A 26,679-nucleotide genomic window follows, 5' to 3' on the forward strand; every position below is an offset into this window, starting at 1 on the left:
TTAAGTAACCCTAATCTCCTTTTTCAACACTTAATCCATCCACTCCTGCGCTCCCCGTATCGGGACTGCAAAGATAAAAACTTTTTTTATTCCCACAAATTTTATTTGATTAAAATTTATTGGAATTTTTAAAGTTAATTCCTATTCAGAGTTTTTGTTCCTGCCTATCTAAAGGCTCTTCTGCGCTACTGACTGACTCTCGTTTTTCAGTGGGGCAAAAGTAGTACGTTTACCCCTCTACTTCCAAATATATTTAACATAATGTTTACTTTTAATTCATATTTGTTGGTAATTAACTGAAAGCGTGGGAGAAAAATTTTGGGAGGTTGAGTGGTGGGTGATCGGCGTTGGATGCTGGGTGAAGGATGCTAGATGATGGCTGGTCTGTGTGTGAGTTTGAGAGTGAACGTGTGGGATGGAGGTGTTTCATATTAAAAGATTTGTGACATACTGGGAAGCTTAGAGTTAGCAAGTGTGGTTCGTGCGCTATGAGTAATGGGTTTTATGTGTTGAACATGCGTTTGTAATTTGCTCTGCTCTTTGTGACGGTCTTACGGAGCTCTTTCTTATATACAGAATGATGATGCTACAAACATGGCGCTCCTATGGAGCTTTTTCTTCTCTCGGAAATCTGAAGCTACACACATTCCGCTCCTACGGAACTCTCTTTATATACAGAATGATTACGCTACAAACATGCCGCTCCTATGGAGCTATTGTGCAATGCGGAAAGATTTTGTACTTGACGTTTAGCTTTCTAAAGCTCTAGTAGTTACAACATCTTTAACCTGCAGACATTGTACCCCTAAGGAACTCTTATCAAATAAGAAATGATTGAGTTATTAATATTTCTCTTGCATAGAGCTATTTATACTTTTTGGAATTAATGGTAAAGACATCCCGCTTCCAACAATCTATAAACATTTGCGCAAAATCCTAATCTGTAAATATGCAGCTCCTACAGAGCTCTAACTTTTCTCGGGAATCTAAAACTACACACATGGCGCTTTTTATATTCAGAAAGATTATCCTGTAAACATAAAATAGAAATATTGAATACGAAAAAATATTATTAGACTGGAACTAAACAATTACAAACATATAATTGGGCAAAATAATGATCTACCGACCACTACCCTAGCCCAGATTGAACGGCATGTTTGAGCTCTTTTTGTAAGGCAGGGGAAGAAATGGCGCAAAAAAGCGAGTAGAGAAAGCTGGAATAAGCTCCTGATCGGGGTTTAAGTGTTTCAGGGCGAGATTATGCTCGAAAGTTGGAGTGATTGAGCGTTATAGTGGCAGAGTGTTAGAGTGTTAGAGTACAATTTTGCGTGATTATAATTCATCACACATCACATCCATATCACAAAAAAATACCCCTGAAAATTTCAGAGGTACTATATATTATATGATGCAGATTAAAATTCTGCGTTCTTTGGAGTTCTTGGGAAAGGGATGACGTCACGAATGTTGGTCATACCTGTTACGAAAAGAACGAGTCTTTCTAAACCAAGTCCGAAACCCGCGTGAGGAACCGAACCGAATCTTCTGGTATCCATATACCACCAAAGTTCGTGCTCGTCTACGTGCATTTCTGCCATTTTGGTTTTCAGGACGTCTAATCTTGCTTCTCTCTCTGATCCGCCAATGATTTCACCAATCCCTGGGAAAAGTACATCCATTGCAGCAACGGTTTTGTTATCGTCGTTCAGCTTCATATAGAATGCTTTGATCTCTTTTGGATAATCGAAAAGAACAACAGGACACTCGAAATGCTTTTCTACCAAGAATCTTTCGTGCTCAGACTGAAGGTCTGTTCCCCAGCTTTCAACAGGATATTGGAATTTTCCTTTTTTGTTTTCTTTTGAGTTCATAAGAATCTCAATTGCTTCGGTATAGCTCACACGTTTGAAACGCTTTGCGATAACATTTTCCAATTTTTCAATCAATCCTTCTTTTGCTCGGTCTTTTTCAGGTTTTGATTTTTGTTCTTCTTCAAAACGCTTGTCTAAGAATTCCAGATCGTCTTTACAGTTATCTAAAACATATTGAATCACATATTTCAGAAAATCTTCTGCCAAATCGATGTTATCTTCAAGGTTATTGAAAGCAACTTCCGGCTCAATCATCCAGAATTCTGCTAAGTGACGCGTTGTGTTTGAATTTTCTGCACGGAAAGTCGGGCCGAAAGTATAAATTCTTCCCAATCCCATTGCCGCAGTTTCACCTTCAAGCTGTCCGGAAACCGTTAAGTTGGTTTTTTTACCAAAAAAGTCCTGAGCAAAATCGATATCTCCCTGCTCGTCTCTTGGAATATTGTTTAAATCAAAGTTGGTTACGCCAAACATTTCGCCAGCTCCTTCCGCATCTGCTCCGGTAACAATCGGCGTGTTGATGTAAAAGAACTGGTTTTGGTTGAAAAAAGAGTGAATTGCAAAACTCACCGCGTGACGTACTCTGAAAACCGCTCCGAATAGATTGGTTCTGAATCTCAAATGCGCCTGCTCTCTCAACACTTCCAATGAGTGTTTTTTTGGCTGAAGAATAGTTTTATCTCTTTCTTCTGTAAAATTATCTCCTAAAATTATAATTTTTTTGGCGATAATTTCTACAGTTTGTCCGGCTCCCTGGCTTTCTACCACTTCACCTACAACTTTTAGCGAAGAAGCCGTACTGATTTTACTGATAATTTCAGCATCGAAATTTTCGAAATCAACAACAATTTGCAAATTATTAATCGTAGAACCATCATTAAGCGCAATAAAGCGATTTGAACGGAAGGCTCTTACCCAACCGTAAACTGTAATGTCATGATGTAATACTTTTTTGTAGTCTTGTAGGACTTCTTTAATCGTCTGCTTTTTCATTTGTTGATTGATAAATTTTTGTATAAAAATTAATGTCTGCAAATCTACAAAAAACAGTGTAATTTTTCTATGATTACACTGTTTGATTTAAAAATGATCATTTAATTCAGAAAATCTGTTTTAATTTAATTAAAAAGTGTACTCTTTTTTCTCTGTTTACCTTTCCTGATATTCCACGCGTGATAACAACTTGGTATATCGTATTGCCATTTTGGAAGAATTAAAATAATCAGGATGACATCAACGTGAGAAACAATCCCCAAAAATATTGCCAGATAAAATGCCCAGCCAGCCTGTTGAAAACCTATTAAGTAGGTAAAGGCAATCAGCAAACTCAAACCCCACATCTTCGAAAGCCATGCGTGAGTGCAGGTCTCTTTTTTAAATTTAATAATACTTATGATATAGTATAATGCTTCCATAATAAAAATCAGCGCTATACTCTGCCAATGATTTTTTATCACTTCAGGATTAATGAAATATGCTGCAAATCCCAATGAAAGCCAGAACACCAAATCTACCTGACTGTCTAATCTCCTCAGCTTTTCTGAAGAAACCCCTACTTTTCTGGCAATGATGCCGTCAAAAATATCTGTCAGTAATCCGATAAACATCAAAGTTAAAATTACAAATTGGGATTTTTCTCCATTAAAATAAGCTAAACTAAAAATAACCGGAGCAAAAATAAACCGTGTTGCGATTAAGAAATAAGGTATTGTTTTCATATTTAGAATTTTTGATCATGTTTAAAATTTAAAAATTAAGCTGGTTTCAACTGAAAAAGAATTAAATCCTTCCGGTGCAGTTTGTTTATACCACAACCTGTAAGGCACATAAGAAGCCTGAACACCAATTCCCACATTGTTTTTCCAGAACCGAATTCCCTGACCGATTTTCAGAGATGAAAATGTTTCACCTCCCAGATCAGTATAAAGTGTATTTTCATCATTGTTATCAGTATTCCGAGACTCATCTTTTGGGATATTTTGATCATTAAAAATCAAATTGTGAATACTTAATTCTGAAACCCATTCTATTGTAAGGTTTTTAAAATGATATTCTTTTACCATTTTTGCACCCACATTCCAAATAAATTCTTCTGTGCGAACAGGATAAAGCAAACCGTTTTTTCCATAATTAAATTCATAAAAACTTGTACTGTATCCTAAACTGCTTCCCAGTTCCAGATGAGTTTTGGTTTCGTCTGCCGGAAATCTGTACCAGTAACCAGCCGAAATACCTGCGTTGCTTTTTGTTTTAAATTTGTTGAAATTCAGAAATGATCCGACTTCAATCAGAGATCTCTCAGATTTTTCAGCGTTGACGTTTTGTGCAGAAAGATTCACACACAAAAACAGGAGTGTAATAAAAGTTCTCATGACTTAAAAATTGATTAATGGGAGTGCTCTCTTTCCGTTTTTATTCCAGAAGCCGATCTGAAGGCCTTTCATTCTCTTCGATTTGTTGACCAGCCCGATCTGCAAACCTTTTCCGTCTATATTATGATTGACCAATCCGATTTGTACACCTCTCAGAATTTCTGCATCATTGAATGCTGCTAAACTCAAACCTGTCATCTCTCTGGAAGAAACACCGAGTACTGCGACGAAGACTCCATTTCCTTTTTCGATATCAAAATTTGCAAGCGAGACCATCGCGCCATTCATTGTGTGACCATAGTTGTAAAGCGAAATACCCGCTCCGTTATGACTGATTCCTCTCAAATATCCTGCGGGAGAAATATTTAATCCATTGACCTGAACAGTTTCCACATTTTTAATTCTTGAGGGATCGTGAAAAAACCAAAACAAAATCCCCAGTGGATTAACCTCTAAATTAAGTCCGTTCACCTTCTGTAATTTTAAAGCAGTTTCTTCCTTAAAAAGATATTGTGAATCCAGACCCAAACCGAAAGCCAATCCGTTGACTGTGCTGACTTTATTATTTAAAGGTGTAACAGCAACCAATCTTGTTTTTTGATGGGTAATTTCTAAACTGTCCTGAGAGAACATAAAACTGCTGAACAAAACCGCAGCGATTAAAAATATTTTCGTTTTCATAACATTTAATTTTAAATTATACTTCAAAGCTAAATTTGAAAACGACTTTGACGAATGCGAAAAAAAATTAAAATAAATTGATACATTTGTGAAAATCGCAAAAACCATGAATCAGGAAATTCTACTGAAGCAGATTAGAAAAAAAATCGGAGACAAATCTTTGAATGACGAAATTGCCAATATCCTGAACATTAGTTACGATGCTGCACACAGAAGAACTTCGATGAAGGCGAAATTCAGTTTTGAAGAAGCCGTGGAACTGGCAAAATATTATCAGATCTCACTTGATCAGTTTTTAGGAACCGAGAACCAGCTTGTTGTGAAAAGAACAAAACCTGTAAAAACGCAGGAAGATTTACTGTATTTCTTTGAAAGTTCCCTGAAGATTTTAGACGTTTTTCAGAATATCAATCAATCGAAGGTGTACTATTCTGCGAAAGATATTCCGTTTTTTTATACCATTTCAAATACTATTCTTTCGAGATTTAAATTTTATGTCTGGATGAATCTCTTAAACGAAGATAAATTTCTCTGTTCTTTTGAAGATTTTGACCTTCCCTACCATTCGCCGAAAAATGAAATGCTCAAAGATCTCTATGAAAATCAGAATGTGACCGAAGTTTGGAATGACACCACTATAATGAGTATTCTGATGCAGATTTCTTTCTACTCAGAGATGGGACTTTTAAAATACAAAGACATCGAATTGATTTTAGAAGAAGTAAGAAATGTTCTGCAGAAAATTGAATTTAAAATTCAAAATAAACCTGACTTTAATTTTTATGTCAACGATCTGGTGATTTTAAGCAATAATATTCTGTTTAAAAATGAATATCAATCGTCATTTTTCATTCCCTTTAATATGTTTGGCTATATGATGACGAATGATGAAAATACTTGCAATGACACATTAACCTATTTTGAACATGAAATTAAAAATTCAAAATCATTAAATACGTCCGGAAACAGGGAGAGAAAAATGTTTTTCAATAAAATGTATCAGCAGATTGATGATTTGTTAGAAAAGTTAAAGTAACCCAAAACTACGGTTATTAATTATTCATTAATTTCAGTGCTGAAGCCAGTAAAAATTAATGCATCGGCATGATTTTATATAGATGTAGTGTATCATTAAACCAAATATTATGAACATTACATTAGAACAGGCTCAAAAAGCTATTGAAGCCGCACTTGAAAAATCAAAGGAATTAGGAGTAAAAATGAATATTGCTGTGATGGACAGCGGTGTAAATCTGGTAGCATTTGCAAAAATGGATGACGCCTGGCTCGGTTCGATCGATATTGCCCAAAAGAAAGCAAAGACTGCAAGATTTTTTAATATGAACAGTGGTGAAATTGGAAAACTTTCACAACCAGGACAGCCTCTTTACAACATTGAGCATTCCAACAACGGACTGATTACTTTTCCTGGCGGAGTTTTAATTAAAGATTCTTCCGGAACTGTCATTGGATCAATTGGTGTGAGTGGAAGTACCGTAGATGACGATCATGAAGTTGCCACTGCAGGAGCAGAAGCTATAAAATAAATTTAATTTAAATATTTTTGAAAGTTGGTTTTAAGAGCCAGCTTTTTTTGTGAAATTAATCGAGGAATTATTCGTCTTTCTTCGAAGGCACCAGAAAAACATCAAGCAAACCTTCAGGAACCTGCATTTTGATAAACCTTTCTTCACGGTTAACTTCAATAATCCAGTCTTTGATCAGAGGAATTACAACTTCTTTCCCTTCAAGATTGGTTACAAAATAATTCTGTGCGGTCTGATCATTTATAGATCTGATTACTCCACAATTATTGTCATCCTGATCAAGAATTTCGTAGCCGATCACTTCATGATAATAAAACTGATTACCTTTCAATTTTGGCAAACTCGTCAGCGGAAGGTAAACATCTTTATTCAAAGACTGATCTACCAGGGCTTCAGAAGAATTTTTAAATGCAATGTTCACAGCATCGAGTTTACTCCACGATGTTTTTTCAACAAAAAAAGGAACCAGCAAACCGTTGATTTCAACAAAAATAGAATCAAGGTTTCTGTAAAGTTCGGGCTGATCTGTATCTAATTTAAGGATTACATTTCCGGCAAGACCGTGTCTGCGGGTGATTTTTCCTAATAAATAGCAGTCTTCTTTTTTCATAATGTCAAAATTAGCAAATTTCCAATTAATTTCTTCTTCCGGGAATCTATAGAAAGGAAGAAAATGAATCTATTTCTTTAGGGACGAGAAACAAATTTATTTATTTTTAAAACAACAAAGACACGAAAAAATCGTGCCTTTGCTTTGTATTTTTAGAAGAACTAAGCCTGAGTTTCTTCAGTTCCTTCTGCATCAGCAGTTGGCTCTTCAGTAGTTTCAGTAACTTCTTCAGCAGGTGCGTTAGCAGCTTCTTCAGCAGCTTTAGCATCAGCTTCCAATTGAGCAGCCGCAGCAACTCTAGCTTCGTTTACTTTAACTTCAGCTTCTAAAGCAGCTTTTTTAGCATCAGCCTTAGCTGTAGATAAACCTTCTACTTTACCTTGTACTTTTTGTTCTTTAGATTCTAACCAAGCACCAAATCTTTTTTCAGCTTCAGCCTCGTCAAAAGCACCTTTAGCAACACCACCTTGTAAGTGTTTTTTGTAAAGTACACCTTTATAAGAAAGAATAGCTCTTGCAGTATCAGTAGGTTGAGCACCGTTGTTTAACCACTTTACAGCAGAGTCAACGTTCAAATCGATAGTCGCAGGGTTAGTAATTGGGTTGTAAGTACCTAGTTTCTCGATGAATCTACCATCTCTTCTAGCTCTAGCATCTGCAACCACGATATGGAAAAAAGGTTTTCCTTTTGATCCGTGTCTTTGTAATCTGATTTTTACTGACATAATGTATGAATTTTAAGGGAACTCGTCCCGATTAAATATTTAAGTGTGCAAAGATAGTAAAATTTTCACAATTAGTTTTTAAATAACAAAAATTTAGGTAAAAAAAACGAACGGTAATAAAGTCGAAATAATGACAGAAATAAAAACGGCCAGAAAAACAATCAAATTATCTCTGGTTTTGCCTGTTATCTGCCTAATTAAAAAATAGTTAATAATGTAGAGAGGAACAAGTAAAAAAAAGGAAAATACACCAGTGATTAAAATTGTTGTCAAAAAAAATAATAAACCAATAACTGATGAAATAAAAACTCCCAAAATACTTTTGAAAATTGTATCTCTATCTATATTCCTATTCACTTTGACTGAAGAAAATTCATTGAATTTTAAAATTATAAAATTTTCAAGTTCCTGATTATTTAGTACAGTTGAAGAAATATTTTCAAAAACAGAATCCAGATCTGAACCTTGTACTACCAGTTGATAAATTTCATACGATATCCTTCCCTTTTCTTTGACCAGCAACGTTTTATTATCTGCTTTACTTATAAAATCATTATAATTAAATTTTTGATTTATGGCTTCAGTCATCTCTTCATTTATTTCTCCAGTATGTTCCTTCATATAAAGATAAGCGGCAATCAAATCTTCTTCATTAAAATTTTTGTAAAAATTTTTCATCTTAAATATTAACCACTCCCATATAGAAAAGCCCCAAACACTTTTGGTTTTCCTCTATCGTTAGAGAGTTTTTCAGATGGTCAACAATTTTCGGTGAACTCCAATAGCACCCTACCCCATTTGCGGTACAGGTAAGATACATATTCTGAACTGCCATTGAAACGGCTGCAATTTCTTCCCATTCAGGAACCATTCCGCTGAAATTGACAACGATGGAAACCACAGCATCTGCTTTATTGATTTTAAAACCAATATCATTATATTTTTTCTCTAAAAAAACTTGGGGAGCCTGCGTCGACTTGTAGATTTCCTGCATTTCAAAAGCAAGATTTGCTTTTTCTTCGCCCTTGAAAACTTTAAAACGCCAAGGTTTTGTTCTCTTATGATTGGGAGCCAATGTGGCTGAATTCAGGATTTCTTCCATAATCTCCTGTGAGATTTCTGTTTCAGCATAATCTTTTGGAAAAATACTCCTTCTCTGTTCTATGATTTCTTTTAAAACTTCGGCTTTATTCATGTAGACAAATTTACGGAAAAAGCATGAAGATGGAAGCTTGGTAGTGAAGATTTTGGATGTATATTGTGATTGTGATTGGTGATTGGTGATGATGAATGATGAATGATGAATGATGAATGATAGATGATGGATGATGGATGATTGATGATGGATGATGGATGATGGATGCGTAGCAAAATTAATGATTGACGTATGATCTACTCTTTTTCTCTTGAAAATATTTAAAAATCAAAAATTTTGGATGATGAGATAAATTTTAGCTCAGCGACTGATTTTAAAATTTAACAATGTTTAGAAGGTTTTTTATAATATGCGACAATCAAGGAATTTCATCTATGATTATTTTAATTCAGCCACTTCGTGGCTGTTTCATGTTAGTTAGAAAATTAAAACGCTTTTGTGCGATTATCCATGGGTTTCACCCATGGCTACTTTTGTTCAGTTCCTGACTGTGATTACCGAAATTCTTTTCGATAATGACAATCATAAAAGCATTGATTTATTATAAATTTTCTGTTGAACCCGTCCACTTTATTCTTTAAACTTTTTAATTGCTCTTTCAAAACCTATAAAACCTCAACAATTTCCTGATGAATTTTATTTAAAGTAAAATCCTGCCCTGATTTCATCCCCATCATCTTTTTCGCCATTGGACTTTCTGCAGAGATGGCATAGAAACGGTCGCCTTCAAAAAAGAATTCGCCCAGAGAAACGGATATGTAAAATCTTGCTTTATTGGTGATAACCAATGAACCCAGCTGTACTCTTTCGGTAGCTGCCGGAAGCACTCTTGCCATATTGGTTTTCAGATCATTCAACGCAGCAAGCTGTCTTTGCATCTGGTAGATTTCCTCCTGCATCTCTTCGCGCATGCTGTCATATTTCGGCGTTTTCTTGATATCTCGGCTGGCTTCTAAAGTAAATTCTATAAAATTCTTAAGTTTTTCTATTTTTTCTGAAATCACGGTTTTTACATAATTTCTTATGTTATTTTTCTCAAATACTGTCTTCTCCATGTATCGTAATCTTTACATAAAGATAATATTTTTTTTAAATAATAAAATGAAAAAACCGTCTCATTACGAAACGGCTGTAAACTTTTATTTTGGTCTGAGATCTTTATAATCCATAACATCAATCTTTCTTTCATCAGCGTCACGTCTTTTTTCAAGCTGCTCAACATTTCTGTCTAAAGGGCTTTGCTTTCCTTCCATATAATTTTCATTCTGGTTGTCGGCATTTGTTTCTACTCCATACTTCGATGCACATGAGGTCAGCAAAAAGGTCAGAAAAACTGACATAAAGAAAAGCTATTTATTTCTCATCATTTTTTTTCAAAGATATATTTTTCTGATATTTCAGTTTGAAAATTTAACTAAAAATTATCAGTTTAAAATAGCTTACTAATATATCTCAACAGAAAAAATAGTGAAATTCACAAGTTTTTTTATTGTTCAGCTATCTTTTTGAGATCTCCAAAACCCTGCTCAAACATTTTACCCATCTGCATATCCATAAAGGGTTTCATTATTTTCATGGGAGTGGTTAATTCATTATCCATTGTCCAAGTTACTTTGGTTGAGTTTCCTTCGGAAGACATTATTAAATTTGAAGTTGCATCACCTTCCCACGGCTGGATAAAATGCAATTTGCTCGTCGCTTTTTGATAAGGAACAATCGCAACAATCTCCTGTTCGCCTTCTCCAACATCTTTATTTCCCCTCCAGTGATAACCGTCGCCGACTTCTCCCGGATCACCTTTGTAAGTGATTACGACACTTTTATCAGCCTTCGCAAAAGGATTCCAAACATTGAACGCTCTTGTCGAACTGATATGAGGCCACACTTTCTCTTTAGGAGCATCGATGACGACAGATTTCTCAATATGATAATCTTTGCTGAAAGCCAACATGGCAATAACAGCGTACACAATGATTAAAAGGATAATTCCCCCGATGAATTTTAAAATTGTTTTCATGATTAAGTTTTAATATTTTTTTAAATTAAGTTATAGGCTCTGAAATTCCTGTTTAAATATTTGCCAACTAGATGATTTCAGCGTATAATATTGAGTTTTTGTAAAATGTAAGATTATATATTAAATGCAGTTGATCGAAATTTACAGATGAGTACACAAGCCACGAGCAAGAACCACCTGCCAAAAGCCTTTTACTTTTTCTGCATTAAATAAGACACCAGCTTTTTAATCAATCCGTTTTCCATTTCGAAGACATCGCAGAAATCGGCGTTGAGAACATCTCCGTTTTTAAACTTTCCAATGACATTTCCTTCTGCAATGACCACATTATTTTCTTCCGTCATTCTGAAAACCGTAATTTTCGGCTTTCCGGTGAAGTTTTCATTTTCAATTTCCTTATCGAATTCTCCTTTTCCGTGGTGTTGATAAACTCCCGGCATTTCCCAGATGACGTCTTGGGTGAGACAGCTCAGGATTTTTTCATGGTCTGTTTCCTGAAAAGCATCCATGTACTTTTGCACTGTTTCTTTATTTGTAGACATGGCTATTTTTAATAATTTAGTTGTAAATGATTTAAACGCAAAGTTCGCAAAGATTTTTTGACTATAAACGGTTTTTAAGTTCGCAAAGGCGTTTCACTTAGCAAAGAACTCAAAGTAAAATTACTGAAAACCAAAATTAGCAATTTGAAATGAAGCAAATCTTTTCCTATGACAAGTTATTTGATGAATAAGCATTTTTGTCACAAATTTTCGCAAGGCATCGTTTTTGAGAATTAAATTCTAATTAAATTTAACCTAAAAATAATTCAATGTCTATTTTAACAGAAAAATTCAATACACCATATCATTCAGCGCCCTTTGATCAGATTAAAAATGAAGATTATCTTCCGGCTTTTAAAGAATTGATTCAGAAATCTGAAGCAGAAATCAATTCCATTGTTAACAATTCAGAGGAGCCGACTTTTGAAAATACGATCGAAGCCTTGGCTTTTTCGGGTGAGCAACTGGACAGAGCTTACAATATTTTTTTCAATTTAAATTCAGCTGAAACGAGTGACGAATTACAAAAAATCGCGCAGGAAGTTTCTCCAATCTTAACTGAATATTCTTCAAAAATTTCTCAAAACGAAGCCTTATTTAATAGAATTAAAAAAGTTTACGACCAAAAAGAAAAGTACATTCTGAACGAAGAACAGCAGATGCTTTTGGATGAGACGTATAAAGGTTTTGTAAGAAGCGGAGCCCTCTTAAATGAAGAAGACAAAGAGAAATTAAAGAAGATCAGCATGGATTTATCTTTAAAATCGCTTCAGTTCGGACAAAATGTGTTGGCTTCAACAAACAACTATTTTAAACACATCACCAACAAAGAAGATTTAGCAGGAATTCCCGAAGCGATTATCGAACAATACGCAGAAGAAGCCAAGGAAAAAAATCTCGAAGGCTGGGTGGTCACTTTGCAGTATCCAAGTTATATTCCGTTTTTGACGTATGCTGAAAACCGAGAATTGAGAAAAGAACTGGCTTTGGCCAATGGTAAAAAATCTTTCGACGGCGGGGAATTTGACAATCAAAACCTCATCAAAGAATTGCTGAATTTAAAACAGCAGAAGGCTGAGCTTTTAGGTTATTCAAATTACGCAGATTACGTTCTGGAAGAAAGAATGGCTAAATCTCCGACTAAGGTTCTGGATTTTCTGAATGAACTTTTAACGAAAGCAAAACCATACGCAGAAAAAGAGATTGAGGAATTAAAATCTCTGGCAAAAGGTGACGGAATCGAAGAAATGCAGGGTTATGATCATGCTTTTTACGCAGAAAAACTCCGTAAAGCAAAATTTGATCTGAATGATGAAGAACTGAAACCTTACTTTCCACTGGAGCAGGTTCAGGAAGCAGTTTTTGGATTGTCTAAGCAACTTTTCGGACTGACTTTCGTGGAGAAAAATGACGTTCCAAAATATCATGAAGATGTGAAAGTATATGAGGTCTTCGAAAACCAGGAACCAGGTGCAAAGAATCAAGAACCAACAATTAATAACGATCAGCCATCAACCAGCTTCAAAGCCTTGCTTTACGTTGACTATTTCCCGAGAAAAGGCAAAAGAGCCGGCGCCTGGATGACGAGTTATAAAAATCAGTATCAGAAAGATGGTGAAAATTCACGTCCGCATATTTCTATTGTCTGTAATTTCAGCAAGCCTACGAAAGATACGCCGAGTTTACTGACGTTTCAGGAAGTGACGACCTTGTTCCACGAGTTTGGTCATGCACTGCACGGAATGATGGCAAATACACAATATCCGAACCTGTCAGGAACGTCTGTAAAATGGGATTTTGTGGAATTACCTTCTCAGTTTCTTGAGAATTTCTGTTATGAGCCGGAATTTCTAAAAACATTTGCTAAACATTATAAAACCGGCGAAGTTCTTCCCGATGAAAAGATCGAAAAAATTGCTTTGTCTAAAAACTTTATGGAAGGTTACCAAACGATGAGACAGCTTGGTTTCGGGATTCTGGATATGAACTACCACACGAAAGTTGGAGATCTGGAGAATTTGAGTGTTAAAGAGTTTGAAGACTCTTACACAAAAGCGACACAGCTTTATCCTGTAAATCCTGAAACAGCAATGAGCCCGAGTTTCTCACATATTTTTCAGGGTGGATATTCTGCGGGATATTATTCTTACAAATGGGCAGAAGTCTTGGATGCCGACGCTTTCCAGTATTTTAAAGAAACCGGAATTTTCAATCCTGAAACGGCAGCAAAGTTTAAAGTACTTCTTTCTTCGGGCGGAACTAAAGATCCGATGGAACTGTATAAAAACTTCAGAGGAGGTGAACCGAAGGTCGAAAGTTTGCTGAAGAGGGCATTTGGGTAAAAACTAATTTCAAAGTTCCCAAGACTTACATATCAAGGGGACTTTGAATTTTTCTCATTTTTAAATCTGTAATGTGAGTGTAAATTTGAGTTGTAACAACACTGTTGTGACCTAAAAGCTCCTGAATATATCTAATATCTGTACCATTTTCTATTAGATGCGTTGCAAAACTATGTCTCAAAATATGAGGAGTCACTAACTTTTGTATCTCGGCTCGTACCGCAGCTTGCTTAACAATTTGCTGAACGCTTCTTGCCGAATATTTTTCATTTTCATTTCCTTCAAAAAGATATGTTTTTGGTGAACATTTTTTGAAATATTCTCTTAGCAATGGTAAAACTAACTGCGGAAGCATCACATACCGATCTTTTTTTCCGTTGGATTGTGAAATTGATATTCTGCCGGATTTTGAATCAATATCTATAATTCTCATATTAATCAATTCACTTACTCTGAGACCACAACCGTACAAAAGACAAATTATCGATTTGTGTTTAAGATTTTCGGTTAGATTAATCATTTTTAAAATATCTTCTCTGCTGAGATATTTTGGGAGTGTATGTTCTACCCTTTTCGGATAAAGATGAGAAAGTGATAATTTTTTATCAAACATTATTTCATAAAACAATCTGATACTGCCCAAGACATGCTTTCGAAATGATTGTGAAATATTCTTTTCTTTTATCTGATTATAGATATATTTTTCAACAATACTTTCATCAACATTTTCTATCTCAATGTGATTAATTGCTTTGAAGAATGTAGCCAAAGTAGAGACGTAAGTTTTGATTGTAGATTCACTATATCTGGCAATTTCAAGTTTCTGTCTGAAAATATAAGAATATTTCATTGCAGTGTGTTTTTATCAAAACTACAAAACATTCGTCAATCCAAAAAATGTTTATTAAAAATAATTTTGTAAACTCCATTTAATCAATCTAATCAAAGCAATAGTTAATCAATTCAGAAAAACAGCTTTGCGAAAGTTATATAACCTGGATTGACGCAATGCGTAAATTTGGAAGTTAGCCACAATAGCACAAGCGACACAACACAGACAATGAAACATCACTTTGGAGACTTTTTAGACAGAACAGGCGACTATTGGACGACAATTCCAAATAGAGAAAGATTTGCATTTATTGCCGACTTTGAAATAGTAAACAAGGAAGAAGTAAAAATATTGACAATAAGCAAAACCCAAGACAAAAATCATTGGGAACAAATTTTTGACTGTCCGAACCTTGAAGAACTGACACTTCACGACCCAAGCAAAGAACAAGTTCAAGCAATTCGCAGACTGACGAACGTAAAACGTTTAAGAGTAACTTTTTTCAGAGCAGCCGACATTGAGTTTATAGGCGACTTACATAATTTAGAAGAATTAATTCTCGAATATGTTTCAGGATTTTCCGATTTGACACCTCTTGCAAAACTGACTAAATTAAAATCGGTACATTTTGAAAATCTTCGCAAAGTTTCAAATTTTGACGGACTAAAAGGAACTAACAGTTTACGTTATTTATATATCAACGGGACACTTGATTGGAACCAACCAATCGACAATTTTGAGTTTTTAAGTGGACTTCCAAATCTTGAAGTATTCTCATTGGGTTGGATTATTAACAAGTCGCCATTCCCAGCACTCATATCTGTTTTGACTTTAAAAAAGTTGAAAAAAATTAGACTAATAAGCAAAACACTTCCAACCCAAGAGTTTGCATTTTTGGAACGGGCTCTACCAAATGTTCAAGGTGCTAACAATGAAATTTGTCGAAGATTTGCATATAGTAGTTCAAAGTTGACAAGAGATGATTATCGTTCTCAACTTTCGGACGAAGTAATCAAAGAAAAACATCCAGAAGTTAGAATAATTTATGACGGAACAAGAGAAATAAACGACCCAAGTACAGAATGGTTTGAGTTTATAGGAAAAGGAGCAGGACGTGTAAAATGTAATAGCCCAAAAGCAGACGAAAAAATTGAAGAATTTAGGCAAAAATATGAACAATATAAAATTGAAGCAGACAGAATTATCCAAAGCTACTGTGGCTAACATCGGTTTGGCAATAGTGGGGCTGAACTGCTAAATTTGAACTTCGGTAATTCTAATCAACTTCGGTGCTAATTTGAGCTGAAGTGCATCAAATTCCCCACCATCGCCAAGCCGTAAACCGTTAGCGGTCAGGCTATGAACGACCGTACTAAAACAAACTAACGGACAAAAAATGAACTTTAACAACATTGAAGACATCAAAAAAGCAGGGTTTACGGGCTTTAAGAAAATGAGTGAATTATTCATTGACAGTTCTTCTATTCCTAAATCTAAAGGTGTTTATCTCGTCTTAAATCCTAATTTTGAAAAAGCTGAATACTTACAAATTGGTACAGGAGGACACTTCAAAGGTAAAAACCCAAATGTTACACTTGATGAACTCAAATCGAATTGGGTTGACAACTCACTCGTGGTTTACATTGGAAAAGCAGGAAGCGAAACAAGTAGTGCCACACTGCACTCAAGATTAAAACAATATTTTGGTTTTGGTCAAGGCAAAAATATTGGACATTGGGGAGGCAGATTAATTTGGCAACTTAAAAACTCAGCCGATTTAATTGTTTGTTGGAAGCCTTTGCCAACTGATGATCCAAGAACTTATGAAAATCAGTTAATCAAAAAGTTCGTTTCCGAATTTTCTAAACGCCCATTTGCAAATCTTGCTGACTAATGAATCCAAGACAATTTGAAGAATTTGTTTGCGAACATTTTCGCCAACAGGGATATGAAACAGAACTTACAACTTATAGCAATGACTATGGTATTGACGGCTTTGCAATAAAGGGAAAAGAAAAAATAGCAATTCAATCAAAAATGTATGGACATACAACAAGAAAAATAAATAGACAAACGGTAATGGAACTTCACGGAGCAAAAGATTTCTTTGATTGTACTAAAGCTGTTATCGCTACTGACGGAGTTTTTCTACCTGACGCATTGACTGTTGCCGAAAAATTGAAAATTGAAATTCTGTACATTAATCATTTACAACCAAACAAGCTAAAACCAAGTTCAACGAACAAAGGTGATAAAAATTTTGAGCATATTTGGGAGAATTATATTATTCCGCTTCAAAACAAAACATTGACAAGAAATAACGGAGAAACAAACCAAATATTAAAAGTAGATTGGAGTGGCATTGAAAGACTTACATCAAATGGTAATAAGGGAAAAATAAAGATTGAAATATTTAAGCAAGCTGTAAATAAACTATTGACAGACGGCTCAATAACTCGTGATTATATAAACCAAAATTATGTTGGACGAGCATCATCAGGTATTATATTAGTTTTATCACAAGTTCCATTTTTCAAATTAACCGACAAACCAACAGGACTAAAATATGAGAAATGACGACAAACAAGAAGCCCGAACCGCTAACAAGGTATTGCCAAAAGCGGGGCTGAACGTCTTCGATTGGACATATGTACAAGGTTCAACATTTGTTCTTCGATTGAACTTTAGTGCTAAAAATCCCCGCCTTCGGCAATACCCAAACCGTTAGCAGAAATTTTAACTGCCGAACAAACAAACACTAATCCGAACAAAATGGACAGAGAAAAACCAATAAATATTTCGTTGACAAGTACAAATAGTCACATTTTTAAAATCCCTCCTGGACAAGGGAGCTTCTCAATAGGCCTAGTTGGTATGGACAAGAAAAAATTTGATGTTCTTGTCGAAAAAGATTTACCAATCAATTGGAATGCCTTCGACGAATTTACAACACCAGCAGGTGGACATTGGCCAAGGTTTTTCTATTATTGGGGTAATGATATTGGTTTTATTGAATGGTCAGAAAAGAGAGCAATAGAGGATTTTTTTTGGTTTCCTACGAAAGAACTTTCGATTAATTTAACTAATGTCCAAATTCGTAGCTTTTCCATTGAGGCAATTGAAAATCCAATAAAACTGATTTTAGGAAATCAAAGTTTTGAGAATCAATTCGGTTTGAAATCACTTAATTTATCAGGAAATATTGAGAATTTTGAAATAATCGATACAAATTCAAATCCATACATTAGAATTGAACCCATTACTCAAAAAGGAAAAACAGAATTACCATACAAACTTCCTACATTAAAAAACTTAGAAACAATTACTTCCCTTGATATAACAGTTGAACCATTAGGACAGCCTTTTGATTGTGAAAGCTTATTACAATTTCCAAATCTGAAAAATTTGAATTTAACAGGCAACATTACAAATGTCAATTGTTTAAGTGAGTTTTTGAATTTGGAACGTTTAGGAATTAGATACGCCCCAAACTTAGAAAATTTTCCATCCTTAAATTCTTGGAAAAACTTAAAATCATTTATTGGGTGGAATATTGACGAAATAACAGGAAAAAGTTTAAATACAGAATTAAAGCAACTAACAAAAGTAAAAGAGTTAGATTATTCTTCGGTTTCTAAATTGAGAAGTTCAATTTGGTTTACGACAGAATACGGAATTCCATTTACAAATTGGGAAACCAAAAATGCAAAAATTGCAACAAAAGCGTATAAGACGGCTTTGAAAGAAATATCAAAAGCCAAAACAGAAAATGAAGTAAAAACTTCTATTGTAAAACTTGTAGAAATCATAAATAAGTTACCAAACATAGAAACTGTTGAAAGAGAAGACTCAGGAACGGCAATTATTCAGTTAGTTGAAACATCTAAATTGGAAATATCTCACGAAACAGCAAATAATTGGTTTGACGAAATTCGAGACTTTTAAAAAAACTTCTGCTAACAAGGGTTTTGCAATAGTGGGGCGAAACTGCAAAGTTCAACGGTATTTCTTCGATTGAACTTTTGTGCAAAATTGAAGATTTGTGCTTCGATTGCCCCACCATCGCAAAGCCCCGAAACGTTGGCGGTAAGTTTAACAAAGTAACACAGACAAACACAAATGGGACTATTTGACTTTTTTAAGAAAAAAACTTCTGAAAACAAACAAGCAGACAGACAAAAATCAGAACCTATTGACAATAATTCGTATTTAATTGATGCGCTCAAAAATCGACTGATAGAATTAGGCTATAAAGTCGAAAAAAATCCTCAATATCTTGCTCTTATCGTTAATGATGAAATAGAAATTGCTACCGTCATTATCGACAATCCAAATAATCATCCAAGTATTTTACATTTGATGATTTTGACAATACATCCAAAATACTTTCCAAATGGCATCGAAGAAAATATCGTTGGTATTGGAGTAACAATTGAAGAAAAAGTAAAATCAGTAATAAGCAATTATATTGACACAACTTTTTCTCCAATCATTGACAGCTTCACGGACAGTCATAATCCGGACTTGGATTTTAAAGCAATAATGAATGATAAAGAAGTTCTTTGGCATCCAAAATTAGGAAATCTAACTTTTCAAGGACAATGGAATGAACATCCTCAAAACGAAACATTTTTTGAAATTATCAAAGACAAACTATCGAACAAACTGACATCTAACAAAATAAATTGGTTGAAACTTTACATTTCAAAACGTTCTGATGATACAATCATTGGAGAATGTCTTTTTAACAACGAACCTTGGGAAGACGGATTAAATGGAATAACCGAATATGCAAAATCTTGGAAAATGAATAGTGACTTTCAAGGTCTAAAGCAGTTTATTGTATTTCGAAAATGTGACATAAGCGATGAATAAAAAACCTACCGCCAACAAGGGTTTTGCAATAGTGGGGCGAAACTGCAAAGTTCAACGGTAGCTCTTCGGTTCAACTTTTGTGCAAAGTTGAAGTTTTGTGCTTCTTTTGCCCCACCATCGCAAAGCCCCGAAACGTTGTGCGTTATGCTAACCCGACATTACCCGAACTGAAATCATAAATTTATGGATATAGTAAAATACATTAAACAACATACAGAAAACTTGCAAAACGGACTTGCTCACACTTCGACTGAACAAAGGCAGGATTTAAAAGTGACTACTTTAGGTTTTTACGCTCTACTACCAAACTTTCAAGAAGTTGTTAGCAAGTACATCAAAATTGACTTTGACATTAAGCAGTTGATTTCTGACATTAAAAATGAAAATGTAGAAAATTACAGAAAACAGTGTGAAAAAAGTAACGCTGAAATTGACGTGTATTCAGAGGATTATGAAGAACCTGAACAATTAGAAATTTTCATATTAGACGCATTTGAGAACTCAGTTTCTGAGACAAAAAATATCGAAAGTTTAGTTGGACTACTTATTGGAGTTATTGACACGCTGGACTATTATGAAAATTTTTCAGACGAACCCGAATATTGGAATGATTTGTTAGAGAAAGAAGTGGGATTTCAGAATGAAATATTGACCATATTAAAAACAAAAGGCACTTTTAACACTTCAATTTATCAAAATCGATATGAAAATGTTGAATTTAGCGAGCTGTAAACAAGCACAAACGCACAACAAGGGTTTTGCGTCAGGCGGGCTGAAGTACAAAATTCAACAGCAGTTTTTCAATTAAACATTAGTAATAAAACCAACTTTTGTGCTTCGATTGCCCGCCCGAACGCAAAGCCCCGAAACGTTGTGCGTTATGCTAAACCGACACAACAGACAAAGAAAAACTTATAAATGGGAGTACAAACAATAGTTCACGGTCGAATTAGTTTAAAAGGAGACTTTGAGAAAAGCAGACAATTTATAAAAAGCCTTAGTAACGATGATAAATACCCTTGGATAAGGACAGAAATGTTTAGTATAGGTGCAAGTGAACGACCATATTTCTATGATGAACCCATAATTGGATTTGCTTCAAGCTACAAAGGACTTGAAAATGATTGGACTTCTTTTATTCTCAAATTTGAGAATGTTTTGAGAAATGTTGAATTCGACACAGCAAAAATTCAAATGGAAACAGAATTTTATGGAACGTATAATTTCTTTTGGAAGTCTAAGACGAGCAATGACAAGTTTGAAGAAAAAGAAAAGCTAATAGAAACTAATGAATGGTATTTTGGCTTTGGGTATAGGTGTCGTTGGGGACTTTTAGACGAAGACCTTAAAGATGAGCATATTTTTAGTATGGACTTTGATTATCCCATAAAATTTGACACTGAAACTTTGAATGAATTTAATGAAGCGACAAAGGAAATGGAAATTAATCAAACTATAGAACTTGGTAACAAAGTAAAAAACTACGATAAACTTTATTCAATTCTGACATTCGGCTACATAAACAAAATGTTTGACTATGGTTTAGAAAGTGGAAAAGGATACTGGATAAAAAAACTTAGGCAAATTGAAATAAAATAACGAACGCACAACAGTAGTTTGGCAAAATGGCGGGTTTAGTGCTAAATCCAACGGTAGTTCTTCGATTAAACTTTTGTACAAACCTGAACATTTGTGCTTCGATTTCCGCCACTTCGCAAAGCCCCGAACCGTTAGCACCAATTTTATGAAGACACGTATAGCAACAATATTCACGACATTAACTCTGACATTTACGACAGTTTATGGACAGAAATACGCACCACTTGACTTAGCAAAAAAAATATTTGCAAAAGAAACTTTACCAAACATTGAAAATTATATTTCTGGCGAATATGAAGGCAAACCAAACGGGAAAGATTTGCAAAACGGTTCAATTACAAAATTTGCGTTACTCGGACAAACAGACAAAACAGCAGTTGTAGGAATGACTGTGTTGGACTCAATTGGAAAAGGACTTGACACGTATTTGCACTTTGAAAAAGATACGTCTTGGAAAATGACTGCATTCAGAGCATTAGCAATGACAGGAATGATTGAGCAGATAAAAATTGAACTTGAAAAAATGACACCACAACAAGTGGACGAAATGATTGAAGAGTCAAAAAAGAATAAAAATGACGACTTTGAAATGTTTAAATCAAGAGAAGATTACCATTTTCAGTTAGGAAATACAAAACTAACACTTGAATTAGACGAAAATATAATAAACCATTTTCTGACAAACCAAGCAGAATTTGACCGTCTTAAAAACCTCGCTTTAACTCAACTTGAAAAAGAAAAAGTAGATGAAGAAAGAAGTTTGAAACTAATTGAAAGCTCTAAAACTGACTATAATAAACTTTTCATTTCCTCAGTTTCGACAGGTGGTTACGAATTAGGAAATTGCATTAATTTTTTAATTGGTGGAATGCTTGACAACTCTGTTGGATATTTGTATATAAAAGACAAAAAAGATTTACCCGAAATGAACCCAAGTAGAATAATTATGATTAAAGAAATTGGAAACGGATGGTATATTTACAAGACAACATAAAAAAAACTGGTGCTAACAAGGGTTTTGCAATAGTGGGGCGAAACTGCAAAGTTCAACGGTAGCTCTTCGGTTCAACTTTTGTGCAAAATTGAAGATTTGTGCTTCGATTGCCCCACCATCGCAAAGCCCCGAAACGTTGCCAGCAGTTTTGTGAAACCGACAGAAACCAATAGACTGAACAAGCACAAACCAACCATAATTATGAATCGATATGATATTTAAATATTTAAGTTTTAGTTTTTCAATTGTATTCCTTTCGTTTATTGTTGGAATGATTTTGACAGCATCAATAAGAAAGACGAATTTCTATAATAAAAATTTATCGAATCTCAATTTTGTTAAAAATGAAATGATAAATAAAATTATTGGAGTAGGTGTAGTTAAATGGATTGTCAAAAACACATTTTTTAAATTCTTAAATCAGAAACTAAAATTTGACCGTAAAATGAATATTTCAGACGTGAAAAATATCCGAAATGAAATGAATAAATCTGAAATTGACCACTTATTCGCATTTATTTTTGTTGTCATATTTGTTATTGTGCAACTTTACAACCAAAAATATTTACTTGCTTTTATAATATTATTCGTAAACATCATTATGAATTTATATCCATCTTTATTGCAACAACAAAATAAAAGGAGAATTGACAAATTAATTTTTAGATTTGAGAAATCAAAACCGACAAAATAAACTTAAATAAAAACTTCTGCTAACAAGGGTTTTGCAATAGTGGGGCGAAACTGCAAAGTTCAACGGTAGTTTTTCAATTAAACATTAGTAATTATATCAGCTATTGTGCTTCGATTTCCCGCCCGAACGCAAAGCCCCGAAACGTTGCCTGCAAACGTAGTGCTACCCATATCAAAACACAAGACTGTAATCAAGCTGTATGGACAAAGCAAAATTGAAGTCATTTTTAGAATTGGAAATAATTTGGAAAGACTATGATATGTTTGAATTAAAAGTTACTGCATCAAATGGTCGTTATTTTGGGACAACAGAAATATATGACACGACAGAATCATTATTAAGTTTTTCACAGACATTAATTGGTTTTCCAAACGACAATAAAACGACACTTCACGAAGCAGGAAATAAAGACGGTTATGCATATTTCTCTATGAATTTTTATTGTATTGACAACGTAGGACATATTGGAGTTGAAATAAATTTAGAAGATAACGTAGCGACAGAATTTAGACACGAAGAAAAAGATAAATTGAAACTTGAAATTATTGTTGAGCCAAGTGCTATTGATAATTTTCAAAAATCATTAAGCCAACTTGCAACTACCCAGAAAGGATTAGCAATTCCTTATGGTAGAGACAATAGGCTTGACAACTAATTTTAGCCCAGCGGACAAAAACGCCAGCAGGCAACATTGCGTTGGCAATATGGCGGCTGATGAATATAGGCTCAACTGTTGTGGTACTATTTAGCTTTTGTACTATATTCGGCTGACGGAATGCTATTTCCGCCACATTGCAAAGCCCCAAAAACATTATGTATAATATAAACCAAATATAGAAATGAAAATAAAAAAAATAGTATTCAGCATATTAGCTGCTCTTGTTTTAATAATATCAATATTCCTTTATATGAATAGAGATAAATTTGTCTATGTAGGTTCAGTAGATATTATTGAAGTTGATTGCAGTAAAAAACGTCAAATCTTAAGTGAAGTTTTAGAAAGTGACCAAAGGATTAGAAAATCAAATAAACCCATTAAATACGCTAAAGAAGATCATAGGAATCAAGAATTAGTGATTAGTATTATTGAAAAGTGTGGAATGCCAACATTAAAGGAGGTGGATCAAAGACAAATGGACGCAATCTGGTTGGGACTGCAACATAGTACAGAAGAAATCAGAAAAAAGTATTTTCCACAAATAGAGAAAGCGGTTAAAAATGGAGACTTATCTAAAGGACAGTACGCATTGATGAAAGATAGGATTTTAATGGACGAAGGAAAACCTCAAATATATGGTTCACAAATAGAAAATGGCAAATTGTATAAATTAGAAAATCCTGAAACTGTGAACGAAAGAAGAAAAGAAATGGGAATGCAACCAATAGAGGAATATTTAAAGAATTTCAATATTCAGTTCAATCCGAATTAAAATACTACACATAACTTAGTATTGGTAAAATGCGGGGTTCAGTCTGAGTTGAAATTGTCATTGTTTTATTCGCAACTGCTTTTCAACTGCGTATTTTTATGTAACTTTATTTCATTGAAAAAGCATTGGCTTCGCTGGGTCGAAATTGAACTTTCAGTCCATTTTTAGCCCGCATTTCTGCAATACTCGAAACGTTACCTGCAAGCTTAAAAAAAAGAGAATATTCGGCACGGGAAACGCAGATGACAAAAAAGATTTTTCTATTAAAGTTTATGATCACGAATACGGTGCCGACTTGGACGGTTTAAGCGAAAAGACAATGATATTGGCACTACAACATACATTCAACTTTATTTGTATCGCCCAAAGAATAGCGGGGAACTGCAAGCGTATTAAATAATACCGAAAAAGGGTTTGGCACCAGCAGGCGGAAAGTCTGAAATTCACATTTTGCTCTTCGGTAGAAATTTGTATTTTAGTTCAAGGTTTCTGTTTTGGTTTTGCCTACCATCGCCAAGCGGCAAAACGTTGGTGAAAATTTTATCAAACCGAACCGATAATTAAAGAACACATTGAATATGAATGAAGATTTTGAAGAGTTTAAGAAAAATATTTCTTGGTTTATTAGCCAATCTGACAAGATAGACTTTTTAAATACTGAAACCGAAATTGAGTTAACCGAAAAGTTTTGCAATACATTTCCTATTCTTTCAAATCTAATAAGCAAAGCCCGAATTTTGACATTGAAAATAAACAACCAGTTATACAAACTTTTCTCCTGGACAAATAAAAACGGTTTGAGTTGTGGTTGGCTAAACAAAATTGAACAGAATACAAGTTCTCAATTACCCATAATTGAAGAACACAAACTTTTACTAAATGAAATAGGAGGAATCCAGGAATCCTATAACCAACCCGAACCAAGTCTTTCTAACAACCAAAATTTTATGTTTATAGAATCGGAATGTTCACTTGGGATTAATGATTGGGATGATTATTATAAAGAGTTGTGTGAAGAAGAGAATGTAGAACCAATAAACTACAAAAATCTCGTTTGTTTTGTTGTAGAGGCAAATGGAGATGCTAATACTTATGATCCTAAAACAAAAGAAATACTTCTTTTTTCTCACGACCATTGCTTTGACAATGTTGAAGTATTAGAAAATCAGCCCGAATATACATTCCATACAATAAACGGTGTTGTGAATTTTGTAGATTATGTTGAAACGTTGGCAGCTGAATGGAAAAATGAAATAAAAAAGCACGGCTAAATCAATCATCTTTCAAAAAGAAAAACAGAAAACTATATGAAAAAAATAATTACGTTTCTACTATTAAGCTTAATGACTAGTTCTCTCTATTCACAAGGGAAAGTAATATTATCCCAAACATTGAAAATGTATAACGGAATTGAAGTAAGTTTAGAAGTTGAAAATAAGCCAAATGACAATTTTCATTTTATTAAAATTGACACTCTAACTTTAACAGATGATAAGGGACAAATACTTACGAAGAATTTAATTAAAAACATTTTCAGAAGAGCCAATGTCTTGGCACGATATGAAATTGATGAAAAGAAAAAATACAAATATTTTCATATTAAAGGTGTTATAAAGTATTTCAAGCCGTCAGAAAATAAAAATTCATATTTCAATTTGGGCAAAATCAAAAATTTAGAAAAAAATATCAATCTAATCGATAAAAGTATCACAATAAAAAATCCTAACCTTTTTTTTAGTATTGTTGATTCTGCAACGTTCGAAAAAGTATTTCCAAATTTTAAATATAGAACTAACGATAGAGATGAGTACAAAAAAATTGACCTTGGGTCTTATGATTTAATTTATGCTTACAGAAGTGACAAAAAACAAGATTTTATAACAGCAGTAAACGAAGAATTTGAGCACGGTTTTAATAATTTAACGTTGAATGATCATAAAACAGGAATTAATTACAAGCTTATAAAGTTGAAAAAAGGCATGACTGCTAGTGAAAAAGAAGAAATCAAAATCGAATTGATGATTGAAAATAAAAATTCAATCACGTTAATTCCTTTTGATTTCAAAAATATTGAGCCTAAAGCTTTGTGAGTAAGCAATTAAAAGCCTCGAAACATTAGAGGTAATTTTGCAGAATGACCGTAAATCAGAAACAATATAGATAACCTAAATTATGACCAGAATATTATTACTGTTAATTTTAGTGCTACATGTTACTTCCTGTAAAGGACAGGAATATGAAGACGAAAAATTCGACTTATCAAAATTGAATTTCAATTTAAACGCTGATAAGTTCTATTCAAAATCAATGAATCGGGAAAATATCAAATTTTCAAGCTAAAAGCAGTACGTCGAAAAGGATACAATTAATGAATATGATTTAGATTGGA

29 protein-coding genes are annotated in these 26,679 nt (G+C 34.0%); 16 read left to right on the forward strand and 13 right to left on the reverse strand.

Translation table 11 applies throughout. The annotated features are described in order from the left end of the window. Positions 1-1,418: 1,418 nt before the first annotated feature. From asnS to OMO38_RS15865, 4 genes are all read right to left on the reverse strand, one after another. A complete protein-coding gene (gene asnS, locus OMO38_RS15850) occupies positions 1,419-2,867 on the reverse strand; it encodes an asparagine--tRNA ligase (protein ID WP_264751163.1) in 1,449 nt (482 codons plus the stop codon). A 125-nt stretch (positions 2,868-2,992) separates the two neighbouring features. After that, complete coding sequence (locus tag OMO38_RS15855) at positions 2,993-3,592, reverse strand: CDP-alcohol phosphatidyltransferase family protein (RefSeq protein ID WP_264751164.1); 600 nt, start codon at positions 3,590-3,592, stop codon at positions 2,993-2,995. Between the two features lie 21 nt (positions 3,593-3,613). Next, positions 3,614-4,246: a hypothetical protein gene (locus tag OMO38_RS15860; protein ID WP_264751165.1), complete on the reverse strand. Its 633-nt coding sequence runs from the start codon at positions 4,244-4,246 to the stop codon at positions 3,614-3,616. A 3-nt stretch (positions 4,247-4,249) separates the two neighbouring features. Further along, positions 4,250-4,927, reverse strand: a complete 678-nt coding sequence (locus OMO38_RS15865) for an LA_2272 family surface repeat-containing protein (protein ID WP_264751166.1) — start codon at positions 4,925-4,927, stop codon at positions 4,250-4,252. Between the two features lie 88 nt (positions 4,928-5,015). Between OMO38_RS15865 and OMO38_RS15870 the strand changes: the two genes are divergently transcribed. Together OMO38_RS15870 and OMO38_RS15875 are read left to right on the forward strand one after the other, a co-directional pair. After that, the gene (locus OMO38_RS15870; RefSeq protein WP_264751167.1) at positions 5,016-5,963 is read left to right on the forward strand and encodes a helix-turn-helix domain-containing protein; all 948 of its coding nucleotides are present in this window, start codon (positions 5,016-5,018) and stop codon (positions 5,961-5,963) included. A 109-nt stretch (positions 5,964-6,072) separates the two neighbouring features. Then, positions 6,073-6,474, forward strand: coding sequence for a GlcG/HbpS family heme-binding protein (locus OMO38_RS15875; RefSeq protein WP_264751168.1), 402 nt, complete (start codon positions 6,073-6,075; stop codon positions 6,472-6,474). Positions 6,475-6,541: 67 nt separating this feature from the next. Here OMO38_RS15875 and rimM read toward each other — a convergent pair whose 3' ends face one another. From rimM to OMO38_RS15915, 8 genes are all read right to left on the reverse strand, one after another. Further along, a complete protein-coding gene (rimM, locus tag OMO38_RS15880) occupies positions 6,542-7,084 on the reverse strand; it encodes a ribosome maturation factor RimM (RefSeq protein ID WP_264751169.1) in 543 nt (180 codons plus the stop codon). A gap of 161 nt (positions 7,085-7,245) precedes the next feature. Beyond that, positions 7,246-7,809: a 30S ribosomal protein S16 gene (locus OMO38_RS15885; RefSeq protein ID WP_264751170.1), complete on the reverse strand. Its 564-nt coding sequence runs from the start codon at positions 7,807-7,809 to the stop codon at positions 7,246-7,248. A gap of 93 nt (positions 7,810-7,902) precedes the next feature. Beyond that, on the reverse strand, positions 7,903-8,487 hold the full coding sequence (locus OMO38_RS15890) for a hypothetical protein (protein ID WP_264751171.1): 585 nt from the start codon (positions 8,485-8,487) through the stop codon (positions 7,903-7,905). Between the two features lies 1 nt (position 8,488). Continuing rightward, positions 8,489-9,004: a nitroreductase family protein gene (locus tag OMO38_RS15895; protein ID WP_264751172.1), complete on the reverse strand. Its 516-nt coding sequence runs from the start codon at positions 9,002-9,004 to the stop codon at positions 8,489-8,491. A gap of 566 nt (positions 9,005-9,570) precedes the next feature. Continuing rightward, on the reverse strand, positions 9,571-10,020 hold the full coding sequence (locus OMO38_RS15900) for a hypothetical protein (protein ID WP_264751173.1): 450 nt from the start codon (positions 10,018-10,020) through the stop codon (positions 9,571-9,573). Between the two features lie 84 nt (positions 10,021-10,104). After that, positions 10,105-10,305 carry a hypothetical protein gene (locus OMO38_RS15905; RefSeq protein ID WP_264751174.1) on the reverse strand — a complete coding sequence of 67 codons (201 nt, stop codon included), beginning with the start codon at positions 10,303-10,305 and terminating at the stop codon, positions 10,105-10,107. A gap of 146 nt (positions 10,306-10,451) precedes the next feature. Further along, positions 10,452-10,982 carry an SRPBCC family protein gene (locus OMO38_RS15910; protein ID WP_264751175.1) on the reverse strand — a complete coding sequence of 177 codons (531 nt, stop codon included), beginning with the start codon at positions 10,980-10,982 and terminating at the stop codon, positions 10,452-10,454. A 191-nt stretch (positions 10,983-11,173) separates the two neighbouring features. After that, positions 11,174-11,524 (reverse strand): nuclear transport factor 2 family protein, encoded by a 351-nt coding sequence (locus OMO38_RS15915; RefSeq protein WP_264751176.1) that lies wholly within the window; start codon positions 11,522-11,524, stop codon positions 11,174-11,176. Between the two features lie 269 nt (positions 11,525-11,793). On the opposite strand from OMO38_RS15915, the gene OMO38_RS15920 reads away from it, so the two are divergent. Next, positions 11,794-13,866 carry a M3 family metallopeptidase gene (locus OMO38_RS15920; protein ID WP_264751177.1) on the forward strand — a complete coding sequence of 691 codons (2,073 nt, stop codon included), beginning with the start codon at positions 11,794-11,796 and terminating at the stop codon, positions 13,864-13,866. 25 nt (positions 13,867-13,891) lie between these two features. On the opposite strand, the gene xerA is transcribed toward OMO38_RS15920, so the two are convergent. After that, positions 13,892-14,716, reverse strand: a complete 825-nt coding sequence (xerA, locus tag OMO38_RS15925) for a site-specific tyrosine recombinase/integron integrase (RefSeq protein ID WP_264751178.1) — start codon at positions 14,714-14,716, stop codon at positions 13,892-13,894. A 210-nt stretch (positions 14,717-14,926) separates the two neighbouring features. Here xerA and OMO38_RS15930 point away from each other — a divergent pair, with 210 nt between their 5' ends. From OMO38_RS15930 to OMO38_RS15990, 13 genes are all read left to right on the forward strand, one after another. Further along, complete coding sequence (locus tag OMO38_RS15930) at positions 14,927-15,922, forward strand: leucine-rich repeat domain-containing protein (RefSeq protein WP_264751179.1); 996 nt, start codon at positions 14,927-14,929, stop codon at positions 15,920-15,922. A 172-nt stretch (positions 15,923-16,094) separates the two neighbouring features. Continuing rightward, the gene (locus OMO38_RS15935) at positions 16,095-16,592 is read left to right on the forward strand and encodes a hypothetical protein (RefSeq protein ID WP_264751180.1); all 498 of its coding nucleotides are present in this window, start codon (positions 16,095-16,097) and stop codon (positions 16,590-16,592) included. After that, the gene (locus OMO38_RS15940) at positions 16,592-17,275 is read left to right on the forward strand and encodes a restriction endonuclease (RefSeq protein WP_264751181.1); all 684 of its coding nucleotides are present in this window, start codon (positions 16,592-16,594) and stop codon (positions 17,273-17,275) included. The genes OMO38_RS15935 and OMO38_RS15940 overlap by 1 nt, the downstream gene beginning before the upstream one ends. A gap of 195 nt (positions 17,276-17,470) precedes the next feature. Then, positions 17,471-18,643: a hypothetical protein gene (locus OMO38_RS15945; RefSeq protein ID WP_264751182.1), complete on the forward strand. Its 1,173-nt coding sequence runs from the start codon at positions 17,471-17,473 to the stop codon at positions 18,641-18,643. A 174-nt stretch (positions 18,644-18,817) separates the two neighbouring features. After that, a complete protein-coding gene (locus OMO38_RS15950; protein WP_264751183.1) occupies positions 18,818-19,573 on the forward strand; it encodes a DUF6348 family protein in 756 nt (251 codons plus the stop codon). Between the two features lie 183 nt (positions 19,574-19,756). Continuing rightward, positions 19,757-20,305, forward strand: coding sequence for a hypothetical protein (locus tag OMO38_RS15955; protein WP_264751184.1), 549 nt, complete (start codon positions 19,757-19,759; stop codon positions 20,303-20,305). Between the two features lie 186 nt (positions 20,306-20,491). Beyond that, on the forward strand, positions 20,492-21,172 hold the full coding sequence (locus OMO38_RS15960) for a hypothetical protein (protein ID WP_264751185.1): 681 nt from the start codon (positions 20,492-20,494) through the stop codon (positions 21,170-21,172). 145 nt (positions 21,173-21,317) lie between these two features. Continuing rightward, positions 21,318-22,166 (forward strand): hypothetical protein, encoded by an 849-nt coding sequence (locus OMO38_RS15965; protein WP_264751186.1) that lies wholly within the window; start codon positions 21,318-21,320, stop codon positions 22,164-22,166. Between the two features lie 271 nt (positions 22,167-22,437). Next, entirely contained in the window at positions 22,438-22,860 is a 423-nt protein-coding gene (locus tag OMO38_RS15970) for a glycosyl-4,4'-diaponeurosporenoate acyltransferase CrtO family protein (RefSeq protein WP_264751254.1), read from the forward strand. 199 nt (positions 22,861-23,059) lie between these two features. Next, complete coding sequence (locus tag OMO38_RS15975; protein ID WP_264751187.1) at positions 23,060-23,515, forward strand: hypothetical protein; 456 nt, start codon at positions 23,060-23,062, stop codon at positions 23,513-23,515. A gap of 184 nt (positions 23,516-23,699) precedes the next feature. Continuing rightward, positions 23,700-24,290, forward strand: coding sequence for a DUF6624 domain-containing protein (locus OMO38_RS15980; RefSeq protein ID WP_264751188.1), 591 nt, complete (start codon positions 23,700-23,702; stop codon positions 24,288-24,290). A gap of 578 nt (positions 24,291-24,868) precedes the next feature. After that, positions 24,869-25,561 (forward strand): hypothetical protein, encoded by a 693-nt coding sequence (locus OMO38_RS15985; RefSeq protein ID WP_264751189.1) that lies wholly within the window; start codon positions 24,869-24,871, stop codon positions 25,559-25,561. Between the two features lie 36 nt (positions 25,562-25,597). Next, complete coding sequence (locus OMO38_RS15990) at positions 25,598-26,380, forward strand: hypothetical protein (RefSeq protein ID WP_264751190.1); 783 nt, start codon at positions 25,598-25,600, stop codon at positions 26,378-26,380. The last annotated feature ends 299 nt before the right edge of the window (positions 26,381-26,679 follow it).

Origin of the sequence: Chryseobacterium kimseyorum, assembly GCF_025971945.1 — a bacterium.
In the GTDB taxonomy this organism is placed as follows: Bacteria; Bacteroidota; Bacteroidia; order Flavobacteriales; family Weeksellaceae; genus Chryseobacterium; species Chryseobacterium kimseyorum.

Bases quoted from the DNA above. Each gene is read 5' to 3' on its own strand.
- OMO38_RS15985 (WP_264751189.1), top strand. From the start codon at position 24,869: ATGAATGAAGATTTTGAAGAGTTTAAGAAAAATATTTCTTGGTTTATT.
- asnS (WP_264751163.1), bottom strand. From the start codon at position 2,867: ATGAAAAAGCAGACGATTAAAGAAGTCCTACAAGACTACAAAAAAGTA.
- OMO38_RS15860 (WP_264751165.1), bottom strand. From the start codon at position 4,246: ATGAGAACTTTTATTACACTCCTGTTTTTGTGTGTGAATCTTTCTGCA.
- OMO38_RS15975 (WP_264751187.1), top strand. From the start codon at position 23,060: ATGGACAAAGCAAAATTGAAGTCATTTTTAGAATTGGAAATAATTTGG.
- OMO38_RS15930 (WP_264751179.1), top strand. From the start codon at position 14,927: ATGAAACATCACTTTGGAGACTTTTTAGACAGAACAGGCGACTATTGG.
- OMO38_RS15955 (WP_264751184.1), top strand. From the start codon at position 19,757: ATGGATATAGTAAAATACATTAAACAACATACAGAAAACTTGCAAAAC.
- OMO38_RS15895 (WP_264751172.1), bottom strand. From the start codon at position 9,004: ATGAATAAAGCCGAAGTTTTAAAAGAAATCATAGAACAGAGAAGGAGT.
- OMO38_RS15950 (WP_264751183.1), top strand. From the start codon at position 18,818: ATGGGACTATTTGACTTTTTTAAGAAAAAAACTTCTGAAAACAAACAA.
- OMO38_RS15940 (WP_264751181.1), top strand. From the start codon at position 16,592: ATGAATCCAAGACAATTTGAAGAATTTGTTTGCGAACATTTTCGCCAA.
- rimM (WP_264751169.1), bottom strand. From the start codon at position 7,084: ATGAAAAAAGAAGACTGCTATTTATTAGGAAAAATCACCCGCAGACAC.
- OMO38_RS15960 (WP_264751185.1), top strand. From the start codon at position 20,492: ATGGGAGTACAAACAATAGTTCACGGTCGAATTAGTTTAAAAGGAGAC.
- OMO38_RS15965 (WP_264751186.1), top strand. From the start codon at position 21,318: ATGAAGACACGTATAGCAACAATATTCACGACATTAACTCTGACATTT.
- OMO38_RS15945 (WP_264751182.1), top strand. From the start codon at position 17,471: ATGGACAGAGAAAAACCAATAAATATTTCGTTGACAAGTACAAATAGT.
- OMO38_RS15900 (WP_264751173.1), bottom strand. From the start codon at position 10,020: ATGGAGAAGACAGTATTTGAGAAAAATAACATAAGAAATTATGTAAAA.
- OMO38_RS15990 (WP_264751190.1), top strand. From the start codon at position 25,598: ATGAAAAAAATAATTACGTTTCTACTATTAAGCTTAATGACTAGTTCT.
- OMO38_RS15885 (WP_264751170.1), bottom strand. From the start codon at position 7,809: ATGTCAGTAAAAATCAGATTACAAAGACACGGATCAAAAGGAAAACCT.
- OMO38_RS15855 (WP_264751164.1), bottom strand. From the start codon at position 3,592: ATGAAAACAATACCTTATTTCTTAATCGCAACACGGTTTATTTTTGCT.
- OMO38_RS15980 (WP_264751188.1), top strand. From the start codon at position 23,700: ATGAAAATAAAAAAAATAGTATTCAGCATATTAGCTGCTCTTGTTTTA.
- xerA (WP_264751178.1), bottom strand. From the start codon at position 14,716: ATGAAATATTCTTATATTTTCAGACAGAAACTTGAAATTGCCAGATAT.
- OMO38_RS15970 (WP_264751254.1), top strand. From the start codon at position 22,438: ATGATTTTGACAGCATCAATAAGAAAGACGAATTTCTATAATAAAAAT.
- OMO38_RS15865 (WP_264751166.1), bottom strand. From the start codon at position 4,927: ATGAAAACGAAAATATTTTTAATCGCTGCGGTTTTGTTCAGCAGTTTT.
- OMO38_RS15910 (WP_264751175.1), bottom strand. From the start codon at position 10,982: ATGAAAACAATTTTAAAATTCATCGGGGGAATTATCCTTTTAATCATT.
- OMO38_RS15875 (WP_264751168.1), top strand. From the start codon at position 6,073: ATGAACATTACATTAGAACAGGCTCAAAAAGCTATTGAAGCCGCACTT.
- OMO38_RS15935 (WP_264751180.1), top strand. From the start codon at position 16,095: ATGAACTTTAACAACATTGAAGACATCAAAAAAGCAGGGTTTACGGGC.
- OMO38_RS15920 (WP_264751177.1), top strand. From the start codon at position 11,794: ATGTCTATTTTAACAGAAAAATTCAATACACCATATCATTCAGCGCCC.
- OMO38_RS15890 (WP_264751171.1), bottom strand. From the start codon at position 8,487: ATGAAAAATTTTTACAAAAATTTTAATGAAGAAGATTTGATTGCCGCT.
- OMO38_RS15905 (WP_264751174.1), bottom strand. From the start codon at position 10,305: ATGTCAGTTTTTCTGACCTTTTTGCTGACCTCATGTGCATCGAAGTAT.
- OMO38_RS15915 (WP_264751176.1), bottom strand. From the start codon at position 11,524: ATGTCTACAAATAAAGAAACAGTGCAAAAGTACATGGATGCTTTTCAG.